We start from the raw sequence: 13,053 nt of genomic DNA on the forward strand, positions 1-13,053 counted from the left end.
AGTAGCAGTTATTGATGGTAAGAGGGAGTCCATAGAGAACAGTACGCTTGCAATTATGCTGCAAAGCGGCCGGCGTTTATGCTGAGTACGTGGCCAGTTATAGCACGGGAGGCGGGAGTTGCCAGGAAGTAGACCGCCTCTGCAACATCCTCAGGCTGTATTATCATGCGGAGAGGGTGTAGCTCTTCTATCTTCTTTCTTTTCTCAGGAGTATCCAGGAACATTTGTACCATATCAGTCTCAACGAAGCTAGGCGCTACTGCGTTGACACGTATCCCGTACTTAGCTAGCTCTACTGCGAGGCGACGGGTGAGTCCTATTACGCCAGCCTTTGAGGCCGCATAGACAGCTGAGGCCGCTACATTTCCTGTTTGCCCCGCTATGCTGGCAAGGTTTACTATGCTGGCCCAGGGCGCCCTCTTAAGCATCGGGAGAAATGTCTTTGTGACCAGGAAGACTCCGGTAAGATTGACCCGTATCACGTGTTCCCAGTCCTCAAGGGTTGTCTCCTCGATACCTCCCACGTGGAATACGCCAGCGTTATTGACTAGTACATTGAGGTAGGGCCACTCTGCCTCAAGGCGGTGGTAGGCTTTTTCCACGCTATCCGGGCTAGACACGTCTAGCTGGAGCACGATAGTCTCTGGGGCGCCTAGACGGCGAGCCCTTTCCGCAACCTCGAGGGCCTGGTCACGTTTACTATGGTAGGTGATTGCCACCGCGTAGCCTTCAGCAGCGAAGCGGAGCACTATCGCCCTGCCTATGCCGCGGCTTGCCCCAGTGACGAGCACGTAGCCTGCCGGCTTCCCCTCGCGTTCAGCTTCTACACCAGCTGCGAGTCTAGCATGATTTAGTATCGGTGTCTGGACAGCCATACCCTTCCACCAGCCCTTCGTCTCTACAGCTGGCTCCATGATGACTGTAGGAGATTCCTCCCGGGACTACTGGGCGTGAAGGTAGAGATAGATAAGGGACTATCCATCTCCACAAAGCGTTGGTGCTTCTTTACCGCTAGCCAGGCCCCAGCCCGCAGCTGCGGGGATTAGGAGCATTGAACCGGTCTACCCATGTAGCGTTCACGATTGGCTTCACTACTGCTATGCTCTGGGGCCTCAGGGCCAACGTTAGTTCACTCTTAGTAGTAGTTCCGATAGCTGTCGCTGCCACACTTATACCGGACATGGATCTCCGTAAAGCGCATAGGTTGCTCCTCCACAATATATCCGCTGCCGCAATGTTCACTATCCTAGTCTACCTGGCAGCTTCCAAAAACCTTCCCAACTGGCTAGCCGAGCTAGCAGCCCTAGGCTTCTTGCTAGGCTATGTCAGCCATCTACTGCTGGACATGTTCACTATACGCGGCGTTGCATTACTCTATCCTCTAAGCCGCCGTTTCTACAGGCTAGCAAGGCTACGGAGCAACGATCCCAGAGCCAACACAGTTCTCAAGATGGCATCAGCGCTCCTAACAGCATACAGTGTAGCAGCGATGAGCGGCATAATACGAGTCGGTTCTCTGCCCTAAAGGGACGCAAGTATGGCGCCTTTATCCTTACTTCAACCTTTCATTAGCCCTAGGTTGCCAGCAGACACGGTGCTCCAAACATCGGGGCGCCCAGAGCTATAGGGCGTGGAGAGACCTGAAGGTTCTAACGGAGCCATGTAGGGATATGAGATGAGTATATGAGAAGTAGGAGCCGAGGAGCAGAACTAGGGCCACATTTTGGACACAAGGAGGTGCTCTAAAAACGCCTAAAGGACTGGCTACTCTATGTGTTCGCCAATGTAGGCGGCGATATGCCTTACCTGTATCTTGAGGCCGTATAGCTGCGAGCCTCCAGCGATGGAGTGCATACACACCGGACACGCCGTTACTACGATTTCCGCTCCGCTCTTCTTGACGTCGTCTATCTTCCTCTTTACTGCTATCGACCAGTGCTCTGCAGTCTTCTTTATGAACTCAAGCTCCTTGTCGCTTGCTACTAGGTCCTTGCTCGAGACACCTAGCAGCTTACCCATCTGCTCTAGCATCTCCATGTTCATACAGCCTATACCGCCTCCGCCGCCACAACAGTAGCTCTCAGCACCGTGGTGTGGTAGTTTGCGGAAGCCCTTGCTCGCCGCGCTCAGCACGAAGTTTGGCTCCTCGGTTACACCACCACGGCGTGCTAGCTGGCATGGGTCGTGCCAGGTGACCTTATCGTCGGTCTGGCGCAGCTTTAGCTTGCCCTCTTTGATTAGCTTCTCAAACAGCTCTACTATGTGTAGCACCCGGTAGCTGGGCCGGCGGCCTAGCGCCTTGGGCATCTGGAACCGTAGCCAGGGGTAGACGAAGCCACCATCAAGGAGTACCACATTCTTAGGTTCGTACTTGGATATGTCCTCGTCGAGTATCTTTATCATCTCCTTGGCTTGCTTTTGGAGACCTATTACCGCTGCTATTGGCGGACGGAAAGCTAGTGGCTTGCTTGGCAGTGTCCAGTCCAGCCCAGCCCGGTCTAGCGCCCTCATAGCACCTATTACCGCGTCTGGATAGAACATTGCATCCGCCATGTTTACTAGTAGGAAGTACTCGGCGCCCTTCTTGTCGAAAGGCAGCGGTTTACCTAGCGCCTGTTCTGCCTTCTTCATTACCTCGTTCCAGATGTACATGAAGCTTGGTATCTCTAGGAAGAGCTTCTTGCGCTCAATTACATCGAAGACAGCTATTAGTGTAGGCGCACGACCAGTCTTGGTGGCAATACTGCCTAGTATGCCTTTTATTATGAGGCCGCTGTCTATGCCGAAGGGGCAGGATACATAGCAGGCGCCACAGTTTGTACAGCGATAGACTGCTTCGACAATCTCGTCGAGGTCCTTCTCGCTTTGAGGCTTCTTGGCGTTGAGCAGTGGGCCTAGTAGCTTACCGAGTATAGTGCCCTCCTTTCTATACATGTAGCGTGCCAGCTCAGCCTTCTCTACAGGCCCATACTTCTCGGAGACGTAGTAGTAGGGGCAGGCGGGTGCACATGCTGCACAGCCTACACAGTTCTCAAGGAAGTGTAACTTCACGGAGTCTAGTGCTGATAGTGCCTCGGCAAGAGCCTTTTCGAGTTTGTCTGCCGGGAACCCTTCCCATGATATGTTACGTTTGACCTCTTCAAGTAGCTGCTTTACTGCGGGACTTGGAGCCATCTGTTCCATCTCATCCACCACCCCTAGTCAAGCGTGACGGGAAGTACCTTGTGAAACTCGGGGGTTAGACAAGACCTTTCTGTACACGTAGATCGTACCATTCGTGGAGCTTGCCGTACCAGTAGCCAAAGACTATGTGCCAATACTTGCTGAATGGTAGCAGCATTAGTAGTACCTCGGCGCCGAGTATGTGTAAACCTAGTACTGTTCTATAGGTGCCAACATCCATTGTTACAGTACCAGTAGAGTGGCGAGCAGCCATGTAGCCGGTCAGCAGTATGAATAGTAGCAAGCCTAGAGAGAAGTAATCACTCCATCTCACATGGCGCAGGCCATGTATTTGCTCCATTACCTTAGTACCTATCTTAAACGCTGTACCGAGTATTGCTAGTATAGCTAGTACATCACCATTCAGTACTACTGTTAGCGGCCCCCAGATACTGTCGACAAACTTTACCTCTATTGGTGATGTTATCGTGAGTGTTGATGTTGTAACACTTAACGGTATCCATAGCCCAGTTTCAGCTATTATCTTGTATGGGCTGAACCAGTAAGCGAAGAACGCCACGTGGTGGGCTAGCAGGAATATTAGCGGTATCACGCCTACAAGGTGCAGTGCCACCATACCCGCTAGGAAGTCGTGGGGCTTCGTCTTAATGCTGAATATTATCGGGTCTACAAATGTCCTTATCAACCCTATAATCCATGCTCCTACGCCACGGTTACGCGGCTCGGCCTTTACCACACGGCGCCAGAAGAGCACCATCTTAGCTATCCTGTAGACTGCGCCGAATGCAAATACAGCTATTGCTACCCAGAAGAAGTAGTATACTGCAAAGCTGTAGACATCCGTGACACTACCGCCTAAATATCCCATTAATTCGTCACCTCACCTTCTACTTTTACGTTTCCGGCTAACAGACTACAATGATCGTATACCCTTAGTGTATCAGACCCTTACTATCCCATATTTAGTTACAAAAATTAAGTGTTCTTAATACGTAATTAATCGTGGTTAGGCGCGTGTCTGCTCCTCCTTAGCCTTTTCAGCCTTTTTCTCAACCATCTTGGATACTCCGTAAGCTACAGCTGCGCCAGCAACGGCAGCGACAGCAGCACTGGCTGCAGTAGATGCTGTGCTAGGCGTCGTTGGAGCTTGTAGAGGCTTATAGAAGCCTTCAAAGCTGTCGCTGAAGCCGGGCATCGTACAGCCTATACACACGCCACCCGCTCTTGTCGGGCCACCCACACCCTCGACCCATCCAACCTTGTTCCATGGACAGTTGCTGATTGGACCCTTACAACCTACAGCGAACAGACACTTATAGTCCGGATCGCCAGGCTCCTTCCTAAAGTCGCCAGCAGCGTAGCTTCCCGCCCTGGGGCATTGTTCATGTACCGTTGGACCAAAGATGTACTTTGGCCTCCAATACTGGTCTAGTTCAGGCAATGGTAGTAGACCCTTGGCCCATAGTATGAGATTTGCTATGACGCGAAGCTGACCATTACCGTTGGCAGGGCATCCTGGCACGGATACCGCAGGACGACAATCGGGCCTAATTTCGCCAGGCTTTAAGGAGCAACGACCGTAGACGAAGTTACGGAATGGTTCTGCTTCTTCGAGAAGGTCTACTAGGCCTTTGAAGCCCCTAACGGGATCAGGGAAGAAGCCAACTGCGCCGGTAGGGCTAGCACTCCAGCCCTTACCAGTCCAAGTCTGGAATAGGTCGTATCCTAGTTTCTTCATGAAATCTACTTCTACAACCTTGTTTGCCGGTATACCGCCATAGCATGCACAGTTACCAACAGATATTACTGCTACGGCTCGTGGTAGGAGGCGGCGCATCCACTCTGTACATGTTATTGGTTTGCCGTTCTCCTCGCCTATATAACAGAAGTAGTCGCTATGCGGCGGTCCACCCGCCTTTTCATCTATGGGGAAACTACCTTCAAGTACAAGCACGAATGGGTCGAGTTTACCCTGTTCGGCGAGCTTTAGTATATCAATTGGGCTTGTGAGGAGGAGACCTGGGTTATAACCTAGGTCTAGGAATGCTTTCAATGTCTTCTTGAGTGGATCGTCATCAGGGAGTTTCTCTACGAGAGCGGCCAGCTCCTCCGGGCTCATTTCGACGAGCTTCTTGACGTACTCGGGTGTCTCTTCGCCCCAGCTAAGCATCACAGTCTCGTGGAATAGGAGCTTAACTGTACCAGGACCAGCTATATGGCTATAACCACCAAGTACCTCAACTAGGTCAGGCTTAGTAGCCTGGATTAATGCCGTAGTATTGCCAGCACAATCTTGTGCCTCAAACCATACAATGTTTATACCACCCGACTTAACCTCAGCTATTGCTTTCTTTATCAGCTCGTCCCAGTTGAGGCTGGCAAAGAATGCTGCCGTTCCTGTGAGCTTTAGGAAGTCTCTACGGGAGAGCTGGACCATGAATGTATCCCCCTACTTATTTTTCCCGACACTGAAACTCTCCAAGGATAAATGTTAATAAATATATTCGAAGGCGGGAAACCAGGGAATCTTTAACACCCAGAAATGCTAACTTAATACTTGTCGTGGAGTCGTATAAAGTAGCTTATCCGAACAAGTATCAAAAAGCAACATTAATCTACTTGGCAATAGCTTGATGTATACCAACCACGTAATTAATCTACGTTTGCATTCGGTAAACCCCGCCTTACCTCACGGCCCTTATAGCTGGAGGGCTCGGACCCCGTAGGCGCGTAACACTCCACATCCAGACACAGATTTACACTCCAACACCTCCTACCTATTTACTACTTTAGCCATTCTTTTTACGACTTATCCGGGGCAGGACTGCGTAGCGTTCCTTACTCTACTCGCGACAAGTAGTTAATGTATATGATAGACGAGCATAGACAGGGAGGAACGATTCCCTTGTCAAGCCCCAAGGAAAGGAGACGCGCATTAGTAGAGGGGCTAAGGAGCTTCCTTCGGGCTAGTAATCAAGTGGCAGAAGCAGTAGACAATATACGTCGTGAGTTCCTCGAAACTCTTGAAGAAGCTCTAGGTATTGACTTAACTCCAGAAAAACGGATGCTCCGAAGCCTCTACAGCTTTAACCCACCAGCACAGCCCAGTTTGGAGGAGTTACGTGAACTCATAGCACGAAGCATGGGGCTGAGTAATGGAGTACAACTCGAAGAGTACCTCCGTAGCCTCGGCAAGACCGGAAAAACTAGTAGCATTAGTCCCGAATCCCCTGGTGAAAGGCGGCAGCGGCATCCTAGAACTAAGCCTAGAACTCATAGGGAAGAATCCGGAAGCCAGGATGGGTAAATGCTTAATTATCGACGGGTCAATGGATGCATTGTCGCTCATCGATGAAGCGACTAGTCGCAACGTAGATCTAGTAATAATTCTAGGTGCCGTTCATACCGAAGGCCGCGCCCCCGGCATATATATGCGCATAATCGAACCACGTGACGCTAGGAAAATGAATCCATTACAGCTCACCAGGGAATTATGGATGAATCTAACAGGTAGCCTTGGGTTAGACGACTATGCAGCAGCATTGAGCCTGCTCTGGAACCGAGCCTTTATCCTGGCTGAATGTGAGCCCGGAGATACGGATGATCCAGAGGGGGCGTGCAAGAAACTTGCAAGAGAGTGGATCCAGCAAGAATGTGAAACATAGGATACTCCTACTAGGTATAGGTAATACACTCCATGGAGATGATGGTGTTGGTTATTGTCTAGCGTATGGGATCAAATATTGTGGCGGTATAGAAGGTGCAGACATAGCTACTATTCAAGAGCTAAACCCAGGTCACATAACTATGCTAGATGGATATGAAACAGTAGTATTCATAGACGCATACATATCCGATGATATGCCCGAATCAGCACGAATAGCCGTCCTTGAACTGGATCCATCACGGCTCCGCGAGGACGAGGTCGTGGCCCTAGTGCAGGAAATGGATCCACATAGTCTTAACCCTATCCGGCTAATGATACTGTCCTACGCTGCACAATTGTTTAAGGGACGAGCTTATCTGATCGGTATAAAGCCCTACCGTATAGAGTTTTCTGGAGGACTTAGCAAAGATATCAAAAAGGCACTTCCACAAGCACTGGAAGAATTACGCCGCATACTGGCTAAGCTTGGTGCAAACATGAAGGCTGACATAAACTGTGTTATAAACTGGGTTGATAGGAACTGCGATAAACCGCTTCTAGATTAGCTTAAGGCATTTGTCTTAAATTGACGCACCAGATACCACATACATCATGTTAAGCATAATAGTGTCACTAATGCACAAGATTTAGAAGTTGGAGAGATGATTCAGCAACGGGGAGCCATATATGTCAAGTAACAATTGTACGAAAAAGTCTGAAGAAATAATAAATTTCGTAACATGGCGTATGGACAATATGCCCGACTATAAAGATTGGGTCATGTCTATGCTCCGCGCCTGGGGTGCTATGCTTAACGAAGCCAACAATCAGCGTTCGCTTCTACCCTTTGCATCGTTGGCACTCGCTCATCTAGGCGTTGGCCTCACCGCTACCTATGTGATAGAGGGTGCTAGTCCAGAGGAGGCAATTAAAAAAGCCAAGGAGGAGTTATGTGCTGTTTACATGGCTAGTCTCGAGTTACTTGACCGAGCATTTCAGCAAGGCAAAATAATGGAGATAATAGAAGAGTCAATGAAGGAGGCCGAGGATGCAGTTCAGAGTGAAGGCATAGACTCCATAAAAGAGGGAGGAGAGAGCTAGCTTCCATCTATCGTCTTGAGTGTTGTTATCTCTCATATTTCTCCAAGCTTCGCTGCCGCCACTAGGAGCTGGCCTACTGCCACCCCGCCATCCCCAGGCGGGAGGCGTCGCGGTATACGAACCTCTAGCCCATAGTCACTTAACACCTGCCTAGCCCCCTGGACTATGAATGTGTTTACCGCCGCTCCACCAGAGATGTAGACAGGACCGTCTAGTCCCCGGGCTGCTCTAGCTGCCGCTTCTCCTAGAGCCCTGCCTAGGCCACGCTGAATCGTGACAGCGATATCCCTAGCAGGGAGTCTGTCAATATTCTCGAGCACCCATCGTAGCAGCCCGGGAGTATCCACTACAAGACGACCATCTAGACTGAGCAACCCTGGGGTGTAGCCGTGGTCACGGCCTCCCCGCGCCGCAGCTTCTAGCTTCATCGCTGGCTCGCCCTCGTAATCACGGCGCCAAGCTATTCTTAGGAGCGCTGCTAACGCGTCAAGTGTACGGCCCATACTTGTGGTTAGGGGTGCCTTCCCGAAAGCTGCTAGCCGGTAGCTTACCCGGGCCTCGGTCTCGCCGTGGGGTAGCTTGTCTCTCGATAATAGGCCGTAGCGCCGCAGCACATCCAGCGCCTCCTCCTCGTCGAGACCGGAAGCCTGCATGAGACCTATGAGGGCCCGGACCGGCCACTTTGCTGCAGCGTCACCACCGGGGAGTCTGAAGGGGTAGAGACTGGCCACGCGGGTGAAGCTGCTGTAGCTTGCTACGAGTACCTCGCCTCCCCAGATCGTGGAGTCTACACCGTACCCTGTACCGTCGATTGTTATCGCCACCTTCTCCTCGCCGGGAGGTACGCGGTCCTCGAGCATAGCTGCTGCTGCGTGGGCGTGATGGTGCTGCACCTCCACCAACTCGGCGCCATATTCTTCTGCTAGCCTCGCTGCTAGACCGCGGTTATGGTACCCTGGATGCATGTCCATGGCTACTATTCTGGGTTTTAGGGAGTAGACTTCTACAAACCAGCGTAACTCGCGTTCCAGCTCTTCCACTTGGCCCGGTTCATCCATGTCGCCTATGTACTGGGTGGGCACTACTTTGTCCTCGAAGGCTACTGCACCTGCCGTTTGAAGCTCTGCGCCTACCGCAACCATCTCGGGCAGCTCCGCGGGAGCGTATAGCCACATGGGGGCATAGCCGCGGGCGCGGCGAAGGAAGACCAGCTCCCCATCGGTGTAGCGTAACACGCTATCATCGACGCGGTGTACTATCTCCCGGTCATGGGCCACCACATAGTCTGCTATGCCGCATAGGTGGGTGAAGACGCACTTCAGGGTGGTGCACATGGGGTAGCCTGTCTCGTTCCCACTCGTCATGATGAGGAAGCCATCGCGGACCTGCTCGAGGAGGAGCGCCTGGAACCCCGTGTAGGGCAGCATCACCCCTATGGTGTCTAGGCCGGGGGCTACGAGCTCAGAGACAGGTGAGCCAGGGCGCTTGGGGAGGAGGAGTATCGGCCTTTCTGCCGACTGTAGTACCTCGCAGGCGCCGGGCGGCGGCTCAGCGATCATCTCGACTACGCTGCAGTCCCGGGCCATTAGGGCGAATGGTTTCGAGGGGCGGCGTTTGCGGCGCCTCAGTTCCTCGACCACGTCGTCACGGGTGGCGAGGGCTGCTAGGTGGAAGCCCCCGACACCCTTTATCGCCAGTATGTAGCCCTCCTCAATCTTCTCGGCCGCCCACTCCACGGGGTCCGGCACGTCGAGCCGTTTGCCGTCCATCGTGTAGACGTACGTCCTTGGACCACACTTGGGGCAACTTATCCCCTGGGCGTGGAACCGGCGGAGGTTCGCGGGATCCTCGTAGTCGCGGCGACACTCCGTGCAGAGAGGATACTTCTTCATGGCTGTGTTCTCGCGGTCGTAGGGTACCGTGTACATCATAGAGAACCTCGGACCGCACCAGGCGCAGCTATTCCAGTAGTACCGGTAGAACCTGGTAGAGGGGTCGTGTATCTCGTGGAGGCAATCACTGCATATACCGAAGTCGGGGGGTATCATGCTGCGCTTGCTTTTCCGCCGCTCGCTCTTCCTTATAGTGAAGCTGCCCAGCCCCTGGGGCTCAGCCTCCTCTATCTCTAGCTCCTCTATGCGGGCTGGCGGCGGCCTCTCCCGGTAGAGGCCCTTGATGAAGCTCGCGAGCTGGTCAGGTGGACCTTCGACGTAGATCTCTACCTCGCTACCACCAAGGTTCAGGACGTAGCCTGCGAGGCCGCGGGAGACAGCAAGCCGGTATATGAATGGGCGGAAGCCCACTCCCTGCACTATGCCGGTTACGCGGAGCCGCAGAGCCCTCCTAGCTGTTGCCAACGCGAACTACACCCTAGAGGCGGAAAGGATGGTAGAAAACGCGGAAATAGAACAACTCCTTAGATATGGTGATGCTAGCATATACGTGGGACTATTTCGCCGCTGGGAGGCTCTAGTATGCGGACTCCGCCAGCCACACTCTTGAGGAGTACTCTACCGGCATGCCTGGGGTCCTTGGGCTCGTAGACTTCGCCTATTATCGTTGCCTCTTTGAAGCCTAGGCTATGCATGTACTCAATTATCTCCTCGGCCCTGGATGGCTCCACAGCTAGTACTGCTGCGCCCTCGCTCGCTAGGCTGAAGGGGTCTACGCCTAGCATCTCGGCGTACTCGCGTACCTGGGGCCGGACTGGCGTCTTTACCTCATCTATCACTATAACGGTCTTAGTCTTCTCAGCCCAGTTATTGAGCAACATTGCGAGGCCGCCGCGGGTTGGGTCGCCCGCCCCGTGTATGCTGTCCCGATACTTCTCTAGAAGCGGGAGCATCAGCCTTGTGAGCGGCTTGACGTCGCTTTCTACTCCGAGGTCTACACCGAGAGACTGCTGCGCGGCTAGTATGGCTGCACCGTGATCGCCTAAGTAGCCGGAGACTATTATCTTGTCGCCGGGCCGTATCTCTGTGTCCACTATGGGCTTACCCTCGACTATACCTATGCCCATCGATGCTATTACTATGCCGTCCAGTTGGCCCTTAGGCATGACCTTGAAGTCGCCACCTACTAGAGCTACCTTCTCCTCGGCCAATGTACGTATGAAGCTCCCCATTATCTTTTTGAAGTCCTCTATCGGGAAACCCTCCTCTACAACGACCCCGTCAAGCACTGCCAGAGGCTTGGCACCCACCATCAAGAGGTCGTTTATAGTACCGGAGGCGGCTAGTTTGCCGAGATCGCCACCCGGGAAGAATATTGGCTTTACCGTGTAGGTGTCAACTGTTACCGCTATGTAGCGGTTTTCGCCAGCAGGTATAAGCGCTGCATCGTCTAGAATATCTAGCCCTGTACCTCCCTCAACCCTCCAAAGCTCCGGAGGCACGCTCTGAACTATTAGGTTCTTTACTAGCTCCTCGGTCTCCTTGCCTCCGGAGCCGTGAGCCAGAGTTATGAACTTCCAAAGACGAACATACCATGTCATCAGTGTACACCTCTAAGATGCACTCCGGATTTATTAGAGGAGCTTCTCTATCCCTAGGAGTTTCTCGATTTCTTCAGCTCTTTTCTCAAGCTCAGATATGAGTTCGTCAAACACCTGTATCATCTCTTTGGCACGTTCTTCGTTAATCTTTTCTATTATCACGCCGGCATGCACTATGACCAAGTCACCAGGCTTCAAATCCTCTATTGCACCGGCATCTACCTCCCGCAGAACGCCGTCTCCAAAATCTACTACAGCTATATTACCCTTTACATCTTTTACTTCAGCTGGTATGCCCAGACACATAATTTATACACCTCGCGAAGACACATGCGTGGGATTTAGAAAAACGGTACGATCTCAAATTATGTTAAGGCTACGAGCTATCTCTTCGGCTAGGCCGCCACCACCGAACCGAGCCCAGACAGCGCATGCTCCTTCACTGCTTACCATACATGGCCCATAGGGTGTACCAGGTGTACATGTTTTCATGAAATGGGGACAGTCAGTAGGCTTAACTATACCAAGCGTTACCTCAGCGCAACGACAGCCCGGCGGAAGGTCATACTTCCACTCATCAGGTGTAAGCTCCTTTATGCCGTACTGTTTAAACGCATCCACATGACTGTACTTATCGCGGAACGCTAGGCCACTGCGAGGAACAAAGCCTATACCACGCCATGCTGCATCAATTTCTTCGCAGCATTCTGACATTATCCTCTGCGCACGTATATTACCCTCCCATGTCGCTACGCGTTTATACTCGTTCACTATCCTAGGTCTGCCCTCTATATGCTGGCGCAGTATTTCGAGTATTGCTAAGAGCACATCAATGGGTTCAAAGCCTGCTACTACTGTCGGTATCCCGTACTCGTCTACAACGAACTTCCACGACTTAACACCTATTACTGTCGATACGTGCCCTGGCGCGATTACACCCCTTATCGGATTGTCCTTATGAGTCTCAAAAGCGAACCTCATTATAGGCGGTGTTAGACGATGGATATTCATTATCTTGAGGTTATTGGGTACTAGCCCGGCTACTACGGGGCTCGCTGTCGCCGGAACAGTAGTCTCAAAGCCTACTGCAAGGAATAAGCTGGGCTTCTTGTCGCGGCGCGCCATCCGGATGGCATCGAGAATGCTGTATACTACGATGACGTCACCGCCTGCAGCCCTAGCCTCCTCTAGGCTTCTAATGTCTCGACCGCGTTTGCCCGAGCCAGGTAAACGGTATGCATCACCATAAGTGTAAACACGGATACCTTCCATGCTTAGCTTTATAGCAATGTCTATGTAGTAGGCTGGCGTTATACAAACAGGACATCCAGGGCCAGCTACGATCTCAACCTCTGGCGGCATGAGACTACGTATACCATAATGTGTAACTGTATACTCGTGAGTACCACAGAAATCCATTATCTTTATAGGTGTCTGGCCTATACGCTGAACGGCTACTGGTGCCAGTTTATGAATCTTTTCTACAATTCTGCGAGCAAGCTTCTGATTTCGAAGCCTCTCTTCAAGCGCCTTAAGGAGGTGTGACCTTGCTGATTGCCGCTCCACCGCCAAGGCTCATGAAACACCGTTGGACAGTATCCAACTACAAGGGCTTAATTTATGTTCGCCC

13 protein-coding genes are annotated in these 13,053 nt (G+C 52.1%); 5 read left to right on the forward strand and 8 right to left on the reverse strand.

Features of this window, described 5'->3' with window-relative positions:
* Nucleotides 1-53 precede the first annotated feature (53 nt).
* The gene (locus Pyrde_RS01970; protein ID WP_082419641.1) at nucleotides 54-875 is read right to left on the reverse strand and encodes an SDR family NAD(P)-dependent oxidoreductase; all 822 of its coding nucleotides are present in this window, start codon (nucleotides 873-875) and stop codon (nucleotides 54-56) included.
* A 176-nt stretch (nucleotides 876-1,051) separates the two neighbouring features.
* On the opposite strand from Pyrde_RS01970, the gene Pyrde_RS01975 reads away from it, so the two are divergent.
* On the forward strand, nucleotides 1,052-1,525 hold the full coding sequence (locus Pyrde_RS01975) for a metal-dependent hydrolase (RefSeq protein WP_156327979.1): 474 nt from the start codon (nucleotides 1,052-1,054) through the stop codon (nucleotides 1,523-1,525).
* 239 nt (nucleotides 1,526-1,764) lie between these two features.
* Here Pyrde_RS01975 and Pyrde_RS01980 read toward each other — a convergent pair whose 3' ends face one another.
* The 3 genes from Pyrde_RS01980 to Pyrde_RS01990 all read right to left on the reverse strand — a co-directional run bounded on the left by Pyrde_RS01980 (nucleotide 1,765) and on the right by Pyrde_RS01990 (nucleotide 5,620).
* Complete coding sequence (locus tag Pyrde_RS01980) at nucleotides 1,765-3,183, reverse strand: (Fe-S)-binding protein (RefSeq protein ID WP_055410625.1); 1,419 nt, start codon at nucleotides 3,181-3,183, stop codon at nucleotides 1,765-1,767.
* Nucleotides 3,184-3,238: 55 nt separating this feature from the next.
* On the reverse strand, nucleotides 3,239-4,051 hold the full coding sequence (locus Pyrde_RS01985; RefSeq protein WP_055407753.1) for a hypothetical protein: 813 nt from the start codon (nucleotides 4,049-4,051) through the stop codon (nucleotides 3,239-3,241).
* Between the two features lie 138 nt (nucleotides 4,052-4,189).
* Nucleotides 4,190-5,620 carry an NADH-quinone oxidoreductase subunit B family protein gene (locus tag Pyrde_RS01990; protein ID WP_055407755.1) on the reverse strand — a complete coding sequence of 477 codons (1,431 nt, stop codon included), beginning with the start codon at nucleotides 5,618-5,620 and terminating at the stop codon, nucleotides 4,190-4,192.
* Between the two features lie 468 nt (nucleotides 5,621-6,088).
* On the opposite strand from Pyrde_RS01990, the gene Pyrde_RS01995 reads away from it, so the two are divergent.
* The 4 genes from Pyrde_RS01995 (at nucleotide 6,089) to Pyrde_RS02010 (ending at nucleotide 7,930) form a co-directional block, all read left to right on the forward strand.
* Nucleotides 6,089-6,490, forward strand: coding sequence for a hypothetical protein (locus Pyrde_RS01995; protein ID WP_055407757.1), 402 nt, complete (start codon nucleotides 6,089-6,091; stop codon nucleotides 6,488-6,490).
* On the forward strand, nucleotides 6,483-6,848 hold the full coding sequence (locus Pyrde_RS10585) for a hypothetical protein (protein ID WP_055407759.1): 366 nt from the start codon (nucleotides 6,483-6,485) through the stop codon (nucleotides 6,846-6,848). The genes Pyrde_RS01995 and Pyrde_RS10585 overlap by 8 nt, the downstream gene beginning before the upstream one ends.
* Nucleotides 6,811-7,395, forward strand: a complete 585-nt coding sequence (locus Pyrde_RS02005) for a hydrogenase maturation protease (protein WP_180385510.1) — start codon at nucleotides 6,811-6,813, stop codon at nucleotides 7,393-7,395. Before Pyrde_RS10585 ends, Pyrde_RS02005 begins: the two co-directional genes overlap by 38 nt.
* Before the next feature lie 190 nt (nucleotides 7,396-7,585).
* Nucleotides 7,586-7,930 carry a hypothetical protein gene (locus Pyrde_RS02010; protein ID WP_231656772.1) on the forward strand — a complete coding sequence of 115 codons (345 nt, stop codon included), beginning with the start codon at nucleotides 7,586-7,588 and terminating at the stop codon, nucleotides 7,928-7,930.
* A gap of 32 nt (nucleotides 7,931-7,962) precedes the next feature.
* Here the strand turns inward: Pyrde_RS02010 and hypF are convergent, their stop codons facing one another.
* The 4 genes from hypF to hypD form a co-directional block, all read right to left on the reverse strand.
* Nucleotides 7,963-10,287 carry a carbamoyltransferase HypF gene (hypF, locus tag Pyrde_RS02015; protein WP_055407765.1) on the reverse strand — a complete coding sequence of 775 codons (2,325 nt, stop codon included), beginning with the start codon at nucleotides 10,285-10,287 and terminating at the stop codon, nucleotides 7,963-7,965.
* 74 nt (nucleotides 10,288-10,361) lie between these two features.
* On the reverse strand, nucleotides 10,362-11,423 hold the full coding sequence (gene hypE, locus Pyrde_RS02020) for a hydrogenase expression/formation protein HypE (RefSeq protein WP_055407767.1): 1,062 nt from the start codon (nucleotides 11,421-11,423) through the stop codon (nucleotides 10,362-10,364).
* Between the two features lie 33 nt (nucleotides 11,424-11,456).
* The gene (locus Pyrde_RS02025; protein WP_055407769.1) at nucleotides 11,457-11,729 is read right to left on the reverse strand and encodes a HypC/HybG/HupF family hydrogenase formation chaperone; all 273 of its coding nucleotides are present in this window, start codon (nucleotides 11,727-11,729) and stop codon (nucleotides 11,457-11,459) included.
* 54 nt (nucleotides 11,730-11,783) lie between these two features.
* Entirely contained in the window at nucleotides 11,784-12,989 is a 1,206-nt protein-coding gene (hypD, locus tag Pyrde_RS02030; RefSeq protein ID WP_055410627.1) for a hydrogenase formation protein HypD, read from the reverse strand.
* Nucleotides 12,990-13,053: the final 64 nt, after the last annotated feature.

Origin of the sequence: Pyrodictium delaneyi, from assembly GCF_001412615.1 — an archaeon.
Taxonomy (GTDB): Archaea; Thermoproteota; Thermoprotei_A; order Sulfolobales; family Pyrodictiaceae; genus Pyrodictium; species Pyrodictium delaneyi.

Excerpts from the sequence above, each read along its gene's own strand:
- Pyrde_RS01970 (WP_082419641.1), bottom strand. The coding sequence starts at position 875 with ATGGCTGTCCAGACACCGATACTAAATCATGCTAGACTCGCAGCTGGT.
- Pyrde_RS02025 (WP_055407769.1), bottom strand. The coding sequence starts at position 11,729 with ATGTGTCTGGGCATACCAGCTGAAGTAAAAGATGTAAAGGGTAATATA.
- Pyrde_RS01985 (WP_055407753.1), bottom strand. The coding sequence starts at position 4,051 with ATGGGATATTTAGGCGGTAGTGTCACGGATGTCTACAGCTTTGCAGTA.
- Pyrde_RS01980 (WP_055410625.1), bottom strand. The coding sequence starts at position 3,183 with ATGGAACAGATGGCTCCAAGTCCCGCAGTAAAGCAGCTACTTGAAGAG.
- Pyrde_RS10585 (WP_055407759.1), top strand. The coding sequence starts at position 6,483 with ATGGGTAAATGCTTAATTATCGACGGGTCAATGGATGCATTGTCGCTC.
- hypE (WP_055407767.1), bottom strand. The coding sequence starts at position 11,423 with ATGACATGGTATGTTCGTCTTTGGAAGTTCATAACTCTGGCTCACGGC.
- Pyrde_RS02010 (WP_231656772.1), top strand. The coding sequence starts at position 7,586 with ATGCCCGACTATAAAGATTGGGTCATGTCTATGCTCCGCGCCTGGGGT.
- Pyrde_RS01990 (WP_055407755.1), bottom strand. The coding sequence starts at position 5,620 with ATGGTCCAGCTCTCCCGTAGAGACTTCCTAAAGCTCACAGGAACGGCA.